The following is a 20,362-nucleotide window of genomic DNA, read 5'->3' as shown; positions in this document are numbered from 1 at the left end:
GGGTTCCTCTCCCCCTGTTCGCTCCGGTCAGGCATCGGCCGACGCCTCCAGTGCGGCGGTGATGACCCGACCGATGTGTGCCGCCGGCTCGGGCTGGAACATGTCGTAGTGCCCGACGGCGAGTTCGTGCGCGTCGATGTCCCCGCCGATGCAGGGCCGCCAGCTGTCGATCGCGACCGGCACCGGCAGTTCCGTCGGGCGGTCCTCGGTAGCGATGAACAGCAGGAGGTCGCCCGGGTAGCTGGGCGGGGTGTGGTCGGGGACGAAGGCCGACGCGTTGCGGATGACCTTCGCCATGTTCTTCTGGAGGCGGTCGTCGACGCCCATGCGGACGGCCTCCATGTCGGCTGGCATGGCACGTTCGCGTTCGTCGGGGCTGTCGCCGGGCGGGCGTTCCTCGGTGGTGACGAACCGGCCCACGCCTCCCGGGTAGGCGTCGAGCACACCGAGCAGCGCGACTTCCTCGTCCTGGTCGCTGAGGCGCGCGGCGATCGCCTGGGCGAGCAGGCCGCCGAAGGAGGACCCGATGAGGTGGTAGGGGCCGGTGGGCTGGACGGTGCGGATCTGCAGCAGGTAGTCGGTGACCATCTCGTCGATGCTGCGCGGCATGGGTTCGGGTCCGGCCAGGCCGCGGGCCTGGATCCCGTAGACGGGCAGGTCCGGGGGGAGGTGCCGGAGCAGGGAGCGGTAGCCCCAGGCGAGGCCCATGGCGGGGTGGACGCAGAACAGCGGGGGCCGGCTGCCTTCCGCGCGCAGCGGCAGCAGTACGCCGAGGTCGCCGCTGCCGCGGCCGACGCGGCGGGCGGTGCCGGTGCTCCGCCGGTGGTCCTCGTCCCGTACGACGAGCAGGCCGGCGGAGGTGCGTTTGGCGCGTTCGTCGGTGCGCAGCATCCGGTCCCCGTCGGGTCCGTAGGGGCAGGCGACGAAGCGCTCGGCGGTGGCGTCGGGGGCGCCCGCGTATCCCCGGGCCAGGGCCGCTCCGGCGACGTACAGGTCACCGACGGCGCCTTGGGGTACCGGGCGCAGGAAGTCGTCCAGCACGTAGGCGCGGGTGTTCCACACCGGCTGCGCGGAGGGCGGCTGTCCGGGTGCGAAGCGCAGGTCGAGCCAGACGCCGGCGGTCTCCGGGGTGGCGTGGCCACTGACCGGGGTGGCGTTCGCGGGGAGCTCGAACCGGGTCGGCGGCGCGCCGTCGCCGCCTGCCGGGGCGGCGTCCGGCGGGAGGTCGAAGCGGGTCACGGGCCCGTCCTCACCACCGTTGAGCAGCATCACCTGCGGCCGGGCCGCGTCGGCGGGCGGCTGCCCGTGCGGGGCGGGTGCGCCGAACCGTACGCCGGCGCCCGCGCACAGCGCCGCGAGGAGCTGGGTCACCAGTGCGGCAGCGGGGGCCTGGGGGTCGACATCGGCGGGGCGGTCCGCGGGGAGGGTGCGCATGCGGTACGCCGTGTGGTTGAGGAGCGTGCGGTGTTCGATCACGGAGCCGACGGAGCCGTCGGTGCCGAGGACGAGTGCGGCCTGCCGGGGGCGCGGCGGGGTGAGCGGTGGGGGCTTCGGCGCCGTCTCGTCCACGGGGGCGGCGGCGTCGGGGGTGAGCAGCGGGACCGTGTCGTCCTCGGGGAGGGCGGGGGTGGCCGTCGTGCCGACCAGGGCGGCGGGACGGGTGCCGCGCAGGGCGGACTCCGTGTCCCGCAGCGGGTGCTCCGGGTCGGTGAGGAGGCAGGCGGCGCCGGACCTGAGGACGCCGAGCAGGGCGACGACCAGACCGGTGCCGGGCGGCAGCGCCACGGCGACGGTGTGCTCGGGTCCGGCGCCCTGCCCGGCCAGGCGATGGGCCAGCCGGGCGGAAGCGGCGGCGAGCGCACTGTAGGTGAGCGTGGCGCCCTGGTCGGTGACGGCGACGGCGTCGGGGCTCTGGGCCGTCCGTTCGGCGAGCAGGCCGAGGACGGTACGGCCGGGCAGCTGGGCCTCGGTGTCGTTGCCGGTCTCAAGTGCCTGACGCAGTTCGTCCTCGCCGAGCAACACGTCGAACCGGCCGAGCGGCGTCTCGGGGTCGGCCGCCGCCTGTTCCAGGACCCTGCCGAACCGCTGGGTGAGCGCGGTGACGGTCGAGGCGTCGAACAGTTCGGTCGCGTAGCGCAGGAGTCCGTCGATGCCGTCGGGTTCGCCGTCGGGCCGGTGCCGCTCCGTCAGGTGGAAGGAGAGGTCGAGTTCCATGGTCGTCACGCCGGTGTCCAGGCGGGTGGTGTGCAGGCCGGGCAGCTCCGACGCGTCCCATTCCTCGGTGCGGTCGTCGAGCACGTCGAGCCCGACCTGGAAGAGGGGGTGCCGGGCCGCGGAGGCGGGGGGTGCGAGCACGTCCACCAGGCGTTCGAAGGGCACGTCCTGGTATCCGCCGGCGTCCTGGACAGTTTCCCGCACCCGTTCCACGAGTTCTTTGAAGGTGGGGTCGCCGGAGGTGTCGGTGCGCAGGACGAGCGGTCCGGCGAAGGGGCCGACGACGCCTTCCAGGTCGCCCTCGGTGTCCCGGCGGGGCAGCAGGGTGCCGATCGGGATGTCGGTGCCGGCGCCGAGTCGGGTCAGCAGCAGCGCGAGCGCGGCGTGCACCACCATGGCGGCGGACGTGCCGTCGGTTCCGGCCGCGGCCATCAGCCGCCGGTGGGTGTCGGGGTCGAGCCGCACCGGTACCGAGTCCGCCCGGTGGGAGGCCAGGACCGGTCGGGGGCGGTCGGCGGGCAGGGCGAGTTCGACGGGGGCCTCGGCCAGGGTGTCCTTCCAGTAGGCCAGTTGGTCGCCGGCCAGGCTGTCGGGGTCCTGTTCGCCGCTGAGGAGTTCCCGCTCCCACAGCGCGTAGTCGGCGAACTGCAGGGGCAGCGGGGCCCGTTCGGGGGCCCGGCCCTCGCGCCGCGCGCCGTACGCGGCCGCCAGGTCCCGTACGAGGATGTCGAGGGAGGCGTCGTCGGCGGCGATCCGGTGCACGGCCAGCAGGAGGACGTGGTCGGTGTCGCCGAGCGCGAACAGATGCTGCTTCCACGGCACTTCGCGGGCCAGGTCGAACCCGCTCGTGGCGTGCGCGGCGAAGAGGCCGGGCAGCTCGTCCTCGGTCGTGGGGGTGACGGCCGGCTCGGGGCGGGCGGCGGTGTCGTCGGCGGCGAGGATGTGCTGGCGCAGGTCGCCGCCGGAGCCGGCGAAGGTGGTCCGCAGGATGTCGTGGCGCCGGGCGACGTCTCCGAGCGCGGCCCGCAGCGCGTCCCGGTCCAGGTCGCCGCCCAGGCGCAGCGCGACACAGGCCTGGTGGGCGGCGCTGTCGCCGGTCAGCCGGGTCATCGCCCAGGCGCGCTGTTGTGCGGCGGTGGCGGGGACCTCGCCGGGGTGGTCGACCGGCTGCAGCACGGGGCGTGCCTTCGCCGTGAGCATGCGGGCCACGCCCTTGGGGGTGGACTCGCCGAACAGCCGCCGCATGCTCAGTTCGACGCCGAACTCCTCGCGGACCCGGGCCGCCAGCCGCATGGCCAGGCCGGAGTCGCCGCCGAGGTCGAAGAAGTTGTCGTCGGCGCCGACCCGTTCGAGGCCGAGGATCTCGGCGAACAGGGCGGACAGCTTCTCCTCGGTCTCGCCCTGCGGGGCCAGGTCGGAGACGCGGTCGGAGAAGTCGGGCGCAGGCAGCGCGGCCCGGTCCACCTTGCCGTTGCGGGTGAGCGGCAGGGCGTCCAGGAGGGTGACCGCGGTGGGCACCATGTAGTCGGGCAGGCTGCGCGCCGCCTGGTCGCGTACGTCCGACAGGTCCGCCTCCGGGTGGTCCGGGACGACGTAGGCGGTCAGGCGCCGGTCGCCGGGCCGGTCCTCGCGTGCGACGACGGCGGCCTGGCGGACCGCGGGGTGCGCGGTGAGGACGGCTTCGACCTCGCCGGGTTCGATCCGGAAGCCGCGGATCTTGACCTGGGTGTCGGCGCGTCCGTCGAACCGGAGCACTCCGTCGGGCGTCCAGCGGGCGAGGTCGCCCGACCGGTACATGCGGGCGCCGTCGGCGAAGGGGCAGGCGACGAACCGCTCGGCGGTGAGGCCGGGCCGGCCGGTGTAGCCGCGGGCGACGCCGGCGCCCGCCACGTACACCTCGCCGGTCACGCCGACGGGGACGGGCTTGAGGAAGGCGTCCAGGACGTAGACGCGGGTGTTGCCGACGGGCCGTCCGACGGGCGGCGGCGGGTCGTCGGGCGAGAGCGTGTCACCGAGGGGGGCGGCCGTGGCGATGACAGTGGTCTCGGTGGGGCCGTAGGTGTTGGACACCCGGGCCCTGCCGGTCCAGCGGGCGGCCAGGCCGGCGGTGAGGAGTTCGGCGCCGAGGACCCAGGTGCGCACCTCGGGCACGTCGTCCGGGTCGAGTTCGGTGAGCAGGGAGGGCACGACGCTGGCGGCGCTCACCCCGGCCGAACGCATCATGCGGGTGAGGGCGGGGATGTCGGTGCGCTCGTCCTCGGTGGCGACGGCGAGGGTGCCTCCGGCCGCCAGGGTGACCGCGACGTCCAGGACGGCCGCGTCGAAGCTGAAGGAGGCGAACTGCAGGGCGGTGACGCCCTCGGCGACGTCGAGGACGGGCCGCATGGTCTCGGCGAGGTTCGCCACGCCGCGGTGCGCCACGGCCACGCCCTTGGGACGGCCGGTCGACCCCGAGGTGTAGATGACGTAGGCGAGTTGGTCCGGCGCCGGGTTGGCGAGCGGCGGTTCGGCGCGCCGGTCCGCGAGAGTCTGCTCGGCCTTGTCCAGCAGGACGGCCTGGGCCGTGCCGAGCGGCACACCGTCCAAGGACTCCGCCGTGCCCAGGACGACGGCCGCCTCGCTGTCGTCGATCATGTAGCCGAGCCGGTCGGCCGGGTGGCGGGGGTCCAGCGGCACGAACGCGCCCTGGGCCTTCCACACCGCGAGGAGGGCGACGACCATGTCCACGCCGCGCGGCAGGCACAGCCCCACCCGGGTCTCCCGGCCCACGCCGAGCCCGGTGAGGTAGCCGGCCAGCCGGTCGGCGCGCTCGTCGAGGGTCGCGTACGACAGCTGCTCGGAGCCGCAGCGCACGGCGACGGTGTCCGGGGTGCCGGCAGCCCAGCCCTGGACGGCGTCCACCAGGGTGCCGGGCGGAACGGGACGGTCGGTGTCGTTGAACGCGTCGACGAGCCGGGTCCGCTCGCGCGGTGCCAGGACGTCGATGTCGGCCACCCGGGCCCGCGGGTCGGCTGCCATCTGCTCCAGCACCCGTACGACCCGGTCGAAGACCGCCTGGGCGGTGTCGGCGTCGAACAGGTCGGGCCGGTGGTCGAGTTTGCAGTGCAGGCGGGTACCGGGCGTCACGACCAGGGTGAGCGGGTAGTGCGAGGCGTCCTGTGCCATGCCCGACGGGCGCATGGCGAGCGCGCCGGGTGCGTCGGCGCCCTCCGGCGGGTGCGGGAAGCTCTCGTACAGGACCAGGGTGTCGAAGACCGCCGCGGGGCCCGCGATCTTCTGGATCTCCAGCAGTCCCACGTGCTGGTGGCCGATCAGCCGGGCGTGGTGCTCCTGCAGCCGGGTCAGCATGTCGGCTACGGTGTCCGCCCCGTCGAGCCGGACGCGCACCGGCAGGGTGTTGATGAGGAGCCCCACCATCGACTCCGCGCCGGGCAGGTCCGCGGGCCGTCCGGCCGCCGTGCTGCCGAACACCACGTCGGCGCGTCCGGCCAGGCGTGCCAGCACCAGCGCCCATGCGCCCTGGACCACCGTGTTCATGGTGACGCCGAGGCTCCGCGCCAGCCCGGCCAGGGAGCGCGTGAGGTCTTCGGGCAGTTCGGCGACGACCCGCTCGGGCAGCACCGGAAGGCGAGTGGGGTCCGCCTTTGCCACCAGGGTGGGTTCGTCGGCACCGGCCAGCTCCGTGCGCCACGCCTCCCGGGCGGCCTCCTTGTCCTGCCGGTTCAGCCACGCCACGTATGCGCCGTAGGACGCGGCCCGCTTCAGCCCGGAGGCGTCGCCGCCGGCCTCGTACACCGCCGACAGCTCACCGAGGAGCACCGGCATGGACCAGCCGTCCAGCAGGATGTGGTGGAACGTCATCACCAGGCGGTGCCGCCTCTCGCCGAGCCGCACCAGCAGCAGCCGCATCAGGGGCGGCACGGCCGGGTCGAAGCGCTCGGCCGTCTCGCCCGCGGCCAGCTCGCGCAGTTCCTCCTCCGCCTCGGCCTCGGACAGCCCGCTGATGTCCGCCTCCCGCCAGGGCAGGGTCACCTCCCGCAGCACGACCTGCACCAGCTGAGCGCCGCTCACCGGGCGGAAGCAGGCCCGCAGCGCCGCGTGCCGGGCCACGAGCGCCTCCCAGGAGGCACGCAGCCGGGCCGGATCGAGGGGACCGTCGATGTCCAGCGCGGACTGCACGGTGTAGACGTCGGGGCCCTCGTCGGCGAGAGCGGCGTGGAACAGCAGCCCCTCCTGCAACGGCGACAGCGGCCACACGTCCTCGACAAGGGATCGCGTCATCGCTCCTTCTCCTCAACCACGGTTGGTGCGGCAACGGTGCTGCCCAGCGGGGACGGTGTCCCTGTCCGGCCTAGCGGGGACGGTGTCCCCGGCCGAACGCCGCTTCGAGCTCCTCGATCTGGTGCTGTGCGAGGTCGAGCAAGGGGAAGTCGGACGGGGTGTGCCCGCCCGCGTCCGGGGACGTGGTGTGGTCGGCCAGGCCGCCCAGCATCGCCAGCCAGGTCTCGCCCAGCCGCTCGGCGTCGGCCTCCCCCAGCAGCCGTCCGGCCCAGCTCAGCGTGATCTCCAGTTCGGGCCCGTCCGCGGTGTCCCGGACGACCGCGGCCGCCGCCACGGAGTGGGTCACCGGCAGATCCGGGTCCACCGAGCCGCTGACCCCTCCGGTCGGCTGCCAGGACCCGGCGGGGCCCGTGCTGCCGCCGGTGGCGAACCGGCCCAGGTAGTTGAAGCCGACCTGAGGCATGGGCGCCTCCCGCAGGACGGGGGCGGTCTCCGGGTTGAGGTGGCGCAGCAGGTCGTAACCGAGTCCGTCCCCGGGTACCGCCCGCACCTGCTCCTTGACCGCCTTCACCAAGCTACCCGCGGCCGGCCCACCCGCCATAGCGTCGTCCAACTGACCAGCGGGCACCTCCAGCCGCACCGGATGCGAGCTGGTGAACCAGCCCACCGTGCGCGACAGATCCACCCCCTCCACCGGCTCACGACCATGCCCCTCGACCTCCACCAGGAGGCTGCCGTCCGAGTTCCCCCGCCAGTGCACGACCGCGGCCGCAAGACCGGCGAGCAGCACCTCCTGCACTCCGCAGTGGAACACCGCCGGCACCCGCTCCACCAGAACCGCCGCCTGCTCCGCCGGAACCGTCCAGGAGCGGTGCAGGAGGGTGGGCGCGGTGTCCACGTCCGGGTCGAGGGCACGACCGCCCAGGGGCGGTTCCGGTTCGCCCAACAGGGCTTGCCAGGCTTCGAGTTCGGCCACTCGTTCCTCGGAGACCGCCTGCTCGGAGAGCAGGTGCGACCAGCGGCGGAAGGAGGTACCCACCGGGTCCAGCACCGGCTCCCGTCCCTCGGCGACCGCCTCGCAGGCCGCCCGGAGGTCCGGCATGAGCACCCGCCACGACACGCCGTCCACCACGAGGTGGTGCGCCACCAGCACCAGCCGGCCGGCCTCGTCCGGCCCCGCATCCACCCACACCGCCTGCACGTTCACCCCTGCGGACGGGTCGAGGCGTGTCACGGCCTCTCGGGCCACCTGTTCCACGTCCGCCGGTCCCGCCTCGACCCGGGAGACCAGCGCGGCGGCGTCCACCGAGCCCGGCACACCCACCACGAGCTTCGGCTCACCGGGAACCGCCCGCGCCCGCAGCATGTCGTGCGTGTCCAGTACGGCAGCCAGGCCCGCCGTCAGCACCTCCAGGCCGAGGCCGGCCGGCGCACCCAGGACCACCCATTGGGCGAACCCGGTGCCGACGACCCGCTTCCCCAGCGCGTGCATCACGGGCGTCCAGGCCACCTCGCCGACGCCCACGTCGGCCACCTCGGCGCCCGTCGTGGTGGGCCGGACCACCTCGGCCAGCCGTTCCGGTGTCTTCTCCTCGAACACCTGACGTGGGGTCAGGGCCAGCCCTGCCCGGCGTGCCTTGGACGCGAGCTGCATCGACATGATGGAGTCGCCGCCGAGTTCGAAGAACCCGTCCTCGACGCCCACCCGGTCCAGACCCAGCACCTCGGCGAACAGCTCGCACAGCACGCACTCGGTCTCCGTACGCGGCTCACGACCCGACACACGGGCGGCGAAGTCGGGGGCGGGCAGCGCCGCCCGGTCCACCTTGCCGTTGGGGGTCAGCGGCAGCCGGTCCAGGAGGACGAACGCCGTGGGCACCATGTATTCCGGCAGCCGCGCCGACAGATAGGCCCGCAGCTCCTCCGGATCGGCGCCGGCGACAACGTACGCGACCAGGCGGCTCTCACCGGCCCGGTCCCCCTGCGCGACGACGACCGTCTGCGCCACCTCGGGGTGGGCGGCCAGAGCCGATGCGACCTCGCCGGGTTCGATGCGGTGGCCGCGGATCTTGACCTGGTCGTCGGCGCGGCCGACGAAGACCAGCTCGCCGTCGGCGGTCCACCGCACCACGTCTCCGGTGCGGTACATGCGCTGCCCGTGGGCGTACGGGCAGGCCACGAACCGTTCGGCCGACAGCCCCGCCCGCCCCAGGTAGCCCCGGGCGAGCCCGGCACCGGCCACGTACAGTTCACCGGCCACACCGACCGGCACGGGCAGCAGGAACCCGTCGAGGACGTACCCCCGGACACCGGCCATCGGGCGGCCGATGGGCACCTGGTCGCGGCCCGGCGCGAGAGGGGTGCTCATCGCCGCGCAGACCGTCGTCTCCGTCGGCCCGTACGCGTTGACCATCCGCCGCCCCGCCGACCACCGGTCCACCAGCCCCACCGGGCAGGCCTCGCCCGCCACGACCAGGGTCTGCAGTACGTCCGGCAGCGTCTCCTCCGCGCCGAGCACGCTCGGTGGCACGGTGATGTGGGTGGACCGCGCCTGACGCACAGCCTCCCCGAGCGTTGTCCGCGGCGGCAGCTCCTCCGGGCGCGCCACCACCAGGGAGCCGCCCGACAGCAGGGCCATGCACAGCTCCGACACGGCGGCGTCGAAGCTGAGGGACGCGAACTGCAGCACCCGCGAGTCGTCCCGTACGGCGAACCGCTCGATCTGCGCCCGTGCCAGGTTCCCCAGCCCCGCGTGGCTGACCACGACGCCCTTGGGGTGTCCCGTCGAACCGGAGGTGTAGATGACGTAGGCGGCGTTGCCCGCCCGCAGCGGCACCGGCCGCTCTGCGTCCCCGACCGGCCCGCCGGGACACGCGGCCACCGCTTCGGCCACCGCCGGGTCGTCCAGCACCGTGGGCCGGGGGGCCGCCGTTCCCTCGGGTACGGACCCCAGCGTCCGCGTGGTGCACAGCACCAGGTCCGGGTCGGAGTCCCGCAGCACGTGGGCGATCCGCTCCGCCGGATAGTCCGCGTCGACGGGCACGAACACCCCGCCCGCCGTCGATACCGCGAGCAGAGCGACCGCGGTGGACACCGACCGTTCCGCCATGACCGCGACCCGATGCTCCGGCCCGACCCCACGGGCGATCAGGTACCGGGCGAGCCGTCCGGCGCGCTCCGCCAACTCCGCGTAGGTCAGGGTCCGTTCACCGGACACGACAGCCACCGCGTCCGGTGTGCGGCGCGCCTGCCGTGCGAACAGTCCGGGCAGCGGCACGGCCTCGGCCGCCGCTCCGGCCCGGTTCCACTCACACAGCACCAGATCGCGGCCGGCCGTGTCCACGGCCTCCACCCGGCCGACCGGCAGCGAGGGGTCGGCCACCATCTGTTCCAGCACCCGCACGAGGGCGGCGATCATGGCGTCGGCCCGGTCGCGGTCGAATACGTCCGGCCGGTGGACGAAGTCGCCGCGTATGCGATCGCCGGGCGACACGACGAAGGTCAGCGGGTAGTGGCCCATGTCGTCGGGGGCGCCGATCGGACGGATCGAGAGCGTGTCCGGGTCGGGGGCTTCGGCGGGCGCGTGGGGGTAGTTCTCGTACACGACCAGCGTGTCGAAGGCGGCACCGGATCCCGCGAGCCGCTGGATCTCCGCAAGCCCCAGGTGCTGGTGGCCCAGCAGGGCGACCTGGCGTGCCTGGACGTCGGCGAGCAGGTCCGCGACCGGTCGTCCGGGGTCGAGCGGCACCCGCACCGGCACGGTGTTGATGAACAGGCCGATCGCCGACTCCACACCCGGCACGTCGGTGGGCCGGCCCGCCACCGTGGTACCGAACACGACGTCCGTACGGCCGGTCAGCCGTGCCAGCAGCAGCGCCCACGCGCCCTGCACCACCGTGTTCACCGTCAGCCCGTGCCCACGGGCCAGTTCCGTGACCGCGCTGGAGAGTTCCTCCGTGAACTCGAACCGCACCCGGTCCGGCACCACGGCCTCGGCGCCGGAGTCCGCGGGCACCACGAGCGTGGCCTCGTCCAGGCCGGTGAGTTCCGCCCGCCACGCGGCACGCGCGGCCTTCTTGTCCTGCCGGTTCAGCCACGCCAGGTAGTCCCCGTAGGAGACGGCCGGCGTCAGGACCTCGTCGGCGTCCCCGCCGTCCGTCGCGCGAGCCGTGTACGCCGCCGACAGGTCGTCGATCAGGATCGGCAGCGACCAGCCGTCCATGACGATGTGGTGGCTGGTGAGGACCAGGCGGTGGTGGTTCTCGGCGAGCCGGACCAGCAGCAGCCGCAGCAGCGGCGCCCGCGTGACGTCGATCCGTTGTGCCTGTTCCTCGGCGGCCAGCCGTCGCAGTTCGGCGAGGGCGTCGTCCTCCGTACGGTCGGACAGGTCGGCCTCGCGCCACGGCAGTGCCGGGTCCTTGACGACGACCTGCACGGCCTGGCCCGACGCCAGCCGGTGGAAGCCGGCCCGCAGCACGGGGTGCCTGCGCAGCACCGCGTCCCAGGCCGCGCGCAGGCACCGCACGTCCAGCGGCCCGTCCAGGGCGAGCATCCGCTGCCCCTGGTAGAGGTCGGGGCCGCCGTCGTCGAAGGAGGCGTGGAACAGCATGCCCTCCTGCAGCGGGGACAGCGGCCACACCTGTTCCGGTGCCGGCACCGCGGCCTCTGTCTCGTCCACGCCGTCCTGGGTCAGCGCGAGCAGCGGGAAGTCGGAGGGGGTGTGTCCGCCCGCGCCGGGGGACGTGGTGTGGTCGGCCAGGCCGCCGAGCACGGCCAGCCAGTCCCGGCCCAGCCGCTCGGCGTCTGCCTCGTCCAGCAGCCGGTCCGGCCAGCTGAGGACGATCGTCAGTTCGGGCCCGTCGGCGGTGTCCCGGACGACCGCTCCGGCCTCCAGCGTGTGACCGGCGGGCAGGTCCGGGTCGACCGAGCCGCCGAGGGCCGACGCACCGGCCGGCTGCCACGCGGCGACCTGGCCGCCGCCGGGCCCCTGGCCCCCGAACCGGCCCAGGTAGTTGAAGCCGACCTGGGCGGTGGGCGCGGCCCGCAGGACGGGGGCCGTCTCGGGGTTGAGATGGCGCAGCAGGTCGTAGCCGAGCCCGTCCCCGGGCACCGCCCGTACCTGCTCCTTGACCGCCTTCAGGAGTCTGCCGGCGGCCGGGCCGCCCCTCGACGCCTGCGGCAGGTCGGTTCCGGTCACGTCCAGCCGGACGGGGTGGGAGCCGGTGAACCAGCCGACCGTGCGGGACAGGTCCATGTCGTCGCCCAGCGGTTCGCGCCCGTGCCCCTCGACGTCCACCAAGAGGTGCGAGGCGCCCTCGGCATCCCGGCGCCAGTGCGACACCGCGCCCGCGAGACCGGCGAGCAGCACCTCGTCCACCCCGCAGTGGAACGCGTCCGGGGTGCGGCCCACGAGGGTCGCCGCGTGCTCCGGCGGGAGGGTCCATGTACGGCGGCGCAGGGTGCGGGCGGTGTCCACGGCGGGGTCGAGGGGGCGCTTGCCGAGGGGGGCTTCCGGTTCGCCCAGCAGGGTTGTCCAGGTGTCGAGTTCGGCGACGCGTTCCTCGGCGCTCGCCTGCTCGGACAGCAGCTGCGACCAGCGCCGGAAGGACGTGCCGACCGGGTCCGGGACCGGCTCGCGCCCGTCGGCGACCGCCTCGCAGGCCGCCTGGAGGTCCGGGATCAGCACCCGCCAGGAGACCCCGTCGACGACCAGGTGGTGCGCCACCACGACCAGGCGGCCCACCTCGTCCGGGCCCGCGTCCACCCACACCACCTGCACGTTCACACCCGCCACCGGGTCCAGTCGGCCCGCCGCCTCGCGGGCCAGCCGGTCCACGTCCGCCGCCTCGGCCGTGACGCGGGAGACCAGTGCGGCGGCGTCCACGGATCCCCGCTCACCGACCACGAGCTTCCGCTCGTCGGGCAGCGCACGCACCCGCAGCATGTCGTGGGTGTCCAGTACGGCCCTCAGACCGGCCGTCAGCACGTCCGGGCCGAGCCCGGCCGGCGCCCCCACCGTCATCCACTGCGCGAAGCCCGGGCGTACCGCGTCCTCACCCATCGCCAGCATCGCGGGAGTCCAGGCAACCTCACCGGTTCCGGCATCCTCCGGTCCGGTGCGTCGTCCCGCCGGTTCCGCCACGGCCGCGAGCCGTTCCGGCGTCTTCTGCTCGAAGATCTGACGTGGGGTCAGTGCGAGTCCGGCCCGGCGGGCGCGCGAAGCGAGCTGCATCGAGCTGATGGAGTCGCCGCCGAGGCGGAAGAAACTGTCGTCCACGCCGACCCGTTCCAGGCCCAGCACTTCGGCGAACAGCTCGCACAACACCCGCTCGGACTGTGTACGCGGTTCACGGCCGGAGGTGCGCGAGGCGAAGTCGGGGTCGGGCAGTGTGGACCGGTCCACCTTGCCGTTGGGGGTCAGCGGCAGTTCGTCCAGCACAAGGACGGCTGCCGGCACCATGAACTCGGGCAGACGGCCCGACAGATACGCCCGCAGTTCCTCCGGGTCCATCTCGCGCTGCCCGTCCGCGACGACGTACCCGACCAGCCGCTTGTCGCCGTTCTCCGTGTCCCGCGCCGTCACCACGGCCTGCGCGACGGCCTCGTGTCCGGCGAGCGCGGCCTCGATCTCACCCAGCTCGACCCGGAACCCGCGCACCTTCACCTGCGCGTCCGCCCGTCCCGCGAACTGCAGCTCACCGTCCGCCGTCCACCGGGCCAGATCCCCTGTGCGGTACATGCGTTCCCCGGCGCCGTACGGGCAGGCGACGAACCGCTCTCCCGTCTGACCGGGCCGTCCGACATAACCGCGGGCCACACCCGGACCGGCCACATACAACTCGCCCGTGACGCCCGGTGGGACCGGCCGCAGGAAGTCGTCCAGAACGAACGTCCGTACGTTCGCCAGCGGACGCCCGATCGGCGGCGCCTCGTCCTCGGCTCCGATCCGCGCGTCCACCGGACCCGCGGTCGCCATGACCGTCGCTTCGGTCGGCCCGTAGGTGTTCCACAGCCGCGACCGGCCCGCCCAACGGCTCGCCAGGCCCGCTGTGAGCAGCTCGGCGCCCAGCACCCAGGTCGCCACACCGGGCACCGCGTCCGGATCCAGTACGCCCAGGAGGGACGGCACGACGCTCGCCGTCCCGACCTCGGCCGAACGGATCATCCCTGACAGGGATTCCGGTGCGTTGCGGTCGTCCTTGGTGGCGATGGCCAGCGTGCCGCCGGAGGCCAGGGTCACGGCCACGTCCAGGACCGCGGCGTCGAAGCTGAACGAGGCGAACTGCAGCGCCGTCACGCCCTCGTCCACGCCCAGGACCGGCCGCATGGCCTCCACCAGGTTCGCGACACCGCTGTGAGCGACCGCCACGCCCTTGGGCCGTCCCGTCGAACCGGACGTGTAGATCACATACGCCAGCTGATCGGGGGCCACCTGCACACCCAGCGGCTCGACCGAGTGGGCGGACACCTCAGGATCGTCAGGGGACACCCACGGCACCCCTCCGAACGGCACACCACTGCCCACCACCACACGGACGTCGCTGTCCGCGACCATGAAGGCCAGCCGATCCGCCGGATACTCCGGATCCAGCGGTACGAAGGCCCCACCGGCCTTCCACACCGCCAACTCCGCGACGATCATGTCCACCGACCGCGGCAGACACAGCCCCACCCGCACCTCACGCCCCACACCAAGGGTGACCAGGTAACGCGCCAACCGATCGGCACGCTGCTCCAGCTCCCCGTACGTCAGCACGGTCTCTCCGCAGCGCACCGCCACCGCGGCCGGTGACCGCCGCGCCCAGCGGGCGAACGACTCCGGCACCAGCGCATCCGGCGCGGCCGTCCCGGTGTCGTTCCAGGCGCCGGTCACCCGCGACCGCTCACCGTCGTCCAGGACGTCGACGCGGCCCACGGGTACCTCGGGGTCGACCGCCAGTTGTTCCAGGACGCGCACGAGTCGGCGGCCCACCCGGACGGCGTCCTGCCGGTCGAACACGTCCGGCCGGTAGGTCACCCGCACCTGGAGCCGTCCGTCGGGGACGACGCTCACCGCCAGCGGGTAGTGGGTACCGGCCTGGGTGTTCATCTGGGCCATCGCGAAGCCGATGTGCTCACCCTCGGGGCCGGACAGGGCGGTGGTGTTCTTCGGGTAGTTCTCGAACATCAGCATCGTGTCGAAGCCGGCGCCGGCTCCCGCGACGGCCTGGACGTCCGAGAGGCCCACGTGCTGGTGGGGCATCAGTTCGGACTGGTTTTGCTGCAGTGCGGCGAGCATCTCCGTCATCGGCTGCCGGGGATCGAGCCGCACCCGCACGGGCAGCGTGTTGATGAACAGGCCGACCATGGACTCGATGCCGGATATCTCCGCGGGACGGCCGGCGACGGTGGCGCCGAACACGACGTCCGTACGCCGGGCCAGTCGCGCCAGCACCAGCGCCCATGCGCCCTGCACCAGGGTGTTCAGGGTCAGGCCCCGGCTCCGGGCGAGGTCGGTCAGTGCCCGCGTGGTGGTTCCGGAGAGTTCCATCGCGCGCTCCTCGGCCGCGACCTGCGCCCGGTCCATGAGGTCGGCACTCGACACGAGGGTCGGCTCGTCGAGGCCGGCGAGTTCCGTACGCCAGGCAGCGCGCGCGGCTTCCCTGTCCTGGCGGTTCAGCCACGCCAGGTACTCGCCGTACGACGCGGCGCGCCCCAGGGCGGAGGCGTCTGCGCCCGCCTGGTACACGGCGGACACCTCGTTGAACATGATCGGCGTCGACCAGCCGTCGGCGACCATGTGATGACTGGTGAGGACCAGACGGTGCCGCTCGTCGGCCAGCCGGACCAACAGCATCCGCAGCAGCGGGGGCGTGGTGATGTCGATGCGCGCGGCCCGCTCCTCGGCGGCCAGCCGCTCCAGCTCGGTGCGGGCGCTGTCCTCGGTACGGTCGGACAGGTCGGCCTCACGCCACGGCAGCACCGCGTCCCGCACGACGACCTGCACGGCCTCGCCCGAGGCGAGCCGGTGGAAGCCCGCCCGCAGCGCTTCGTGACGGGCGACCAACTCCTCCCACGAGGCGCGCAACCTGCCGGCGTCCAGGGGGCCGTCGAGGGCGAGGACCCGTTGGCTCTGGTAGACGTCGGGGCCGTCCTCGTCGAAGGTGGCGTGGAACAGCATGCCTTCCTGCAACGGGGACAGCGGCCAGATGTCCGTCAGCCCGGGCACGGCGGCCCGGAGCTGGTCCACGCTCTCCTGCGTCAGGGCGGGCACCATGGGGAAGTCGGAGGGTGTGTGGCCGCCGGCGTCGGGAAGGTCGGTGTGCTCGGCCAGTCCGCCCAGCATCGCCAGCCATGTGTCACCCAGCCGTTCCGCCTCGGCGTCCGTCAGCACGCCGGCCGGCCAGCTCAGCCGGACCTCCAGCTCGGGCCCTTGCGGTGTGTCCCTGACCGTGGCGTTCGCCTCCAGGGAGTGCGGCAGCCGCATGTCCGGGGCGACCGTTCCGCCCAGCGCCGTATCGCCCGCCGACTGCCACGGGCCTACGGAGGCGGTGGTGGGGGCCGGGGCTCCGAAGCGGCCCAGGTAGTTGAAGCCGATCTGCGGTGCGGGAGCGGCTTGCAGGTCTGGCGCCGTTGCGGGGTTGAGATGGCGCAGCAGGTCGTGACCCAGGCCGTCCCCGGGTATCGCCCGTATCTGCTCCTTGACCGCCTTCAGCAGGGCGCCCGCAGCGTGTCCGCCCGCCCGCACGTCGTCCAGGTCGACGCCGGCGGCATCCAGGCGCACGGGGCGGGAGCTGGTGAACCAGCCGACGGTACGGGAGAGGTCTGCGTCGGCGACGGTGTCCCGACCGTGCCCCTCCACGTCGACGAGGAGTGCGGTGGCTGTCCCTTGTCGGCCGTGTGTGACGGCGCCGGCCAGCGCTGCCAACAGGATGTCTTCCATGCCGCAGTGGAACGCCGTCGTGGTACGGCCGAGCAGGGTGGACGTGTGGCGGGGCGGTACGACCCAGGTCTGCTGGCGCAGTGTGGCGGCGGTGTCGACGGTGGGGTCGAGAGCGCGGCCGCCGATGAGGGGTTCTGGTTCGCCGAGCAGGGCTTTCCAGGCGTCGAGTTCGGCGACTCGCGCGGCGGACGTGGCCTGCTCGGCGAGGAGTTGGGACCAGCGGCGGAAGGAGGTGGTCGGCGGGTCCAGTGCCGGTTGGCGGCTGTCGGCTATCGCTTCGCAGGCTGTCTGGAGGTCCGGCAGGAGGACGCGCCATGACACGCCGTCGACCACGAGGTGGTGCGCCACCAGCAGCAGGCGGCCCGTCTCAGCCGGGCCCGCGTCGACCCAGACGGCCTGAATGTTCACGCCGGACACGGGGTCCAGCCGGTGCGCCGCCAGCTGGGCCAGCTTCTCCAGGTCCGCCGAGCCCGCCTCCACGCGGGTGACCAGGGCGGCGGCGTCCACCGAGCCCGGTTCGCCCACGACCAGCTTCGGCTCGCCGGGTACCGCTCGCGCACGCAGCATGTCGTGCGTCTCCAGTACGGCAGCCAGGCCCGCCTTCAGCGCCTCCAGGCCGAGACCGGCCGGCGCGCCCACAATCATCCACTGGGCGAACCCCGGACGGATCGCGTCCTCACCCAACGCCCGCATCGCCGGAGTCCAGGCCACCTCGCCGACGCCCACGTCGGCGGTCGCCGCCGCCTTCCCGGCGGGCCGCGCCACGGCGGCGAGCCTTTCCGGGGTCTTCTCCTCGAACACCTGGCGTGGTGTGAGCGCCAGTCCGGCGCGACGGGCCCGGGACGCGAGCTGCATCGACATGATGGAGTCGCCGCCGAGTTCGAAGAACCCGTCCTCGACGCCCACCCGGTCCAGGCCCAGCACCTCGGCGAACAACTCGCACAACACCCGCTCGGACTGTGTACGCGGCTCACGCCCAAGAACGCGCGAGGCGAAGTCGGGCGCGGGCAGCGCCGCACGGTCCACCTTCCCGTTCACCGTCAGCGGCAGCTCCTCCAGCACCACCACCGCGGCCGGCACCATGAACTCCGGCAACCGGTCCGACAGATACGCCCGCAACTCCTCCGAGTCGACCTCACCCTGCGTCTCCGGGACGACGTATCCGACCAGCCGCTTGTCGCCGTTCCCTTCCGCGTCCCGCGCCGTCACCACCGCCTGCGCGACGGCCTCGTGCCCGGCCAGCACCGCCTCGACCTCACCCAGCTCCACCCGGAACCCGCGCACCTTCACCTGCGCATCCGCCCGCCCCGCGAACCGCAACTCACCCTCAGCCGTCCACCAGGCCAGGTCGCCCGTCCGGTACATCCGCCCACCCGCACCCCACGGGCAGGCCACAAACCGCTCCCCCGTCAGACCGGGACGCCCCAGATACCCGCGCGCCAGGCCACTGCCGGCCACATACAGCTCACCCATCGCTCCCGGCGGAACCGGCCTCAGGAAGGGATCCAGCACATACACCCGCCGGTTCCCCAACGGACGCCCGATCGGCAGCACCTCACCACCCACCGCACCCGGTGTCAGCACATGCCACGTCGCGCACAAAGTCACCTCGGTCGGCCCGTACAAGTGCCGCACGACCAGCCCCGGGCACGCTTCCCGCACCCGTGCCACCGCCCCGGCCGGCACCACATCGCCACCGGTCAGCACCTCGCGCAGACCGGCGAAGCACTCCGGCGACTCCTCCGCCAACACCCGGAACAAGCCCGCCGTGACATGGACCGCCGTGACTCCACCGGCGGCGGCCTCCCGGATCCGCGGCGCGTCCACCACGCCCGGCCCGGCCACGACCACACGCCCACCCGCCGCCAGGGGTGCCCACACCTCGTACAGGCAGACGTCGAAGGCGTGGGGCGCATGCATCAGCACCGCGTCGTCCGTCCTCAGCGACCAGCCCGCGTCCCCGACCAGCCCGGCCACAGCGCCGTGCGGCACCGCCACGCCCTTGGGCACGCCCGTCGACCCCGACGTGTACATCACGTACGCCGCATCGTCCGCGCTCAGCGCAGCCGTCGGCACCTCTGCGGCACGCTCCGCGAGCTCGGCCACCACCTCTGCGTCGTCCAGTTCCACCACACGTGTCGTCCCGTCGGGAACGCTCCGGCGGGTCCGCCCGGTGCACAACACCGCGGTTGGCGCGGAGTCCGCCAGCAGGAAGGCCACCCGCTCGGCCGGGTAGTCGGTGTCCACGGGTACGTAGGCAGCGCCTGCCCGCCACACGCCCAGCAGCGCGACCAGCAGCTCCGCCGACCGCTCCATCACCACCGCGACCCGGTCACCCCGCCGCACGCCGATCACGGTCAGATATGCGGCGAGCCTTCCCGAGGCCTCGTCCAACTCGGCGTAAGTGAGGACGTTTTCACCGTCCACCACCGCCACCGCGTCCGGCGAGCGTCGCGTCCGGTGGGCGAGCAGCTCCAGCACCGACACACCCGGGACCGGAACCTCCGTGGCGTTCCACTCCTCCAGCACCAGCGCCCGCTCGGCGGCGTCCAGTACGTCCACCGCGCCCACCGACATCGACGGTGTCGCCACGAGCTGCTCCAGCACCCGCACCAGCCGCCCGACCACGTCCGCGGCCTGCTCCTCGTCGAACAGGTCGGGCCGGTAGTCGAGTTTGACGGCCATGCGTGCGCCTTCGGGCGCGACGACGAGCGTGAACGGGTAGTGCGCGGCCTCGTCGCCGTCGAGGAACTGGACGGCGAACGCGTCGGGGGCGGGCGGCTCCTCGGGCGGGCGGGGGTAGTTCTCGTACACGACGATCGTGTCGAAGACCGCCCCGGGTCCGGCGAGCCGCTGGATCTCCGACAGCCCGAGGTGCTGGTGTGCCATGAGGGCGGACTGCCGTTCCTGGAGGTCGGCGAGCAGCTCGTTCACGCGCCGTGTGCCGTCCAGCCGTACCCGTACCGGCAGAGTGTTGATGAAGAGCCCGATCATGGACTCCGCTCCGGGCAGGTCGGTGGGCCGGCCCGCCGCGGTGGCGCCGAACACGACGTCCGTACGACCGGACAGTCGCGCCAGCAGCAGTGCCCAGGCGCCCTGCACCACGGTGTTCACCGTCAGCCCCTGGCTGCGGGCCAACTGGGATATTCCGGCGGTGAGTTCTGGGGAGAGGCGGGTGATCAGGCTTTCCGGGGACACCGGTGTGCGGTCCGGCTCGGCCGGCGCGACGAGGGTCGGTTCGTCGGCGCCGGCGAGCTCCGACCGCCAGGCGGCACGCGCAGCCTCCTTGTCCTGGCGGTTCAGCCAGGCCAGGTAGTCATGGTAGGGGGTGGTCCGCGGCAGGGCGCTCGGGTCGCCGTGCGCCCCGTACACCGCGATGAACTCGTTGAACAGCACCGCGAGGGACCAGCCGTCCATGACCAGGTGATGGCTGGTGACGACGAGCCGGTGCCGTTCGTCGGCCAGCCGGACGAGCAGCAGTCGGACGAGCGGCGGGACCGCCGGGTCGAACCGCTCCGCCCGCTCCCGCGCAGCCAATCGTTTCACCTCGGCCGATGCCTCGGGCTCCGCCAGACCGGAGAGATCCTCCTCCCGCCACGGCAGCGCCACTCGCCGGGCGATGACCTGCACCGCCTCACCCGACTTGCGGCCGCGGAAACCGGCGCGCAGCGCGCTGTGCCGGGCCAGTAGCGCCTCCCACGTTCGCCGCAGCCGACCCGTGTCCAGCGGCCCGACCAGTTCGAGCATCCGCTGTCCCTGGTAGACGTCCGGCCCGCGGTCGTCGAAGGAGGCGTGGAACAGCAGTCCCTCCTGCAACGGCGACAGCGGCCAGATGTCCTCGACGAGGGATCGGGTCATCGTTCGGTCTCCTCACAGCGGTCTTGCGACGACGACGTGCTCGAGCGGCGGGTCAGGAGTCGGGCCGGTTGGGGGGACGGGTGAGGA

At 73.5% G+C, this 20,362-nt stretch carries 2 protein-coding genes; both read right to left on the bottom strand.

The genetic code is table 11. From position 1 onward, the window contains the following. Nucleotides 1-27: 27 nt before the first annotated feature. Nucleotides 28-6,495, bottom strand: a complete 6,468-nt coding sequence (locus ACFV7R_RS30875; protein ID WP_385269302.1) for an amino acid adenylation domain-containing protein — start codon at nt 6,493-6,495, stop codon at nt 28-30. A gap of 70 nt (nt 6,496-6,565) precedes the next feature. Further along, nucleotides 6,566-20,275: an amino acid adenylation domain-containing protein gene (locus ACFV7R_RS30870; RefSeq protein ID WP_385269301.1), complete on the bottom strand. Its 13,710-nt coding sequence runs from the start codon at nt 20,273-20,275 to the stop codon at nt 6,566-6,568. Nucleotides 20,276-20,362 lie beyond the last annotated feature (87 nt).

Origin of the sequence: Streptomyces sp. NPDC059866 (assembly GCF_042731325.1) — a bacterium.
Taxonomy (GTDB): Bacteria; Actinomycetota; Actinomycetes; order Streptomycetales; family Streptomycetaceae; genus Streptomyces; species Streptomyces flavusporus.
Note: the sequence above shows the minus strand (reverse complement) of the source record. Positions and strands in the feature narration are given on the sequence as shown.

What these genes read in the sequence shown, in the direction of transcription:
- ACFV7R_RS30875 (WP_385269302.1), bottom strand. Translation starts at nt 6,495, where the DNA reads ATGACGCGATCCCTTGTCGAGGACGTGTGGCCGCTGTCGCCGTTGCAG.
- ACFV7R_RS30870 (WP_385269301.1), bottom strand. Translation starts at nt 20,275, where the DNA reads ATGACCCGATCCCTCGTCGAGGACATCTGGCCGCTGTCGCCGTTGCAG.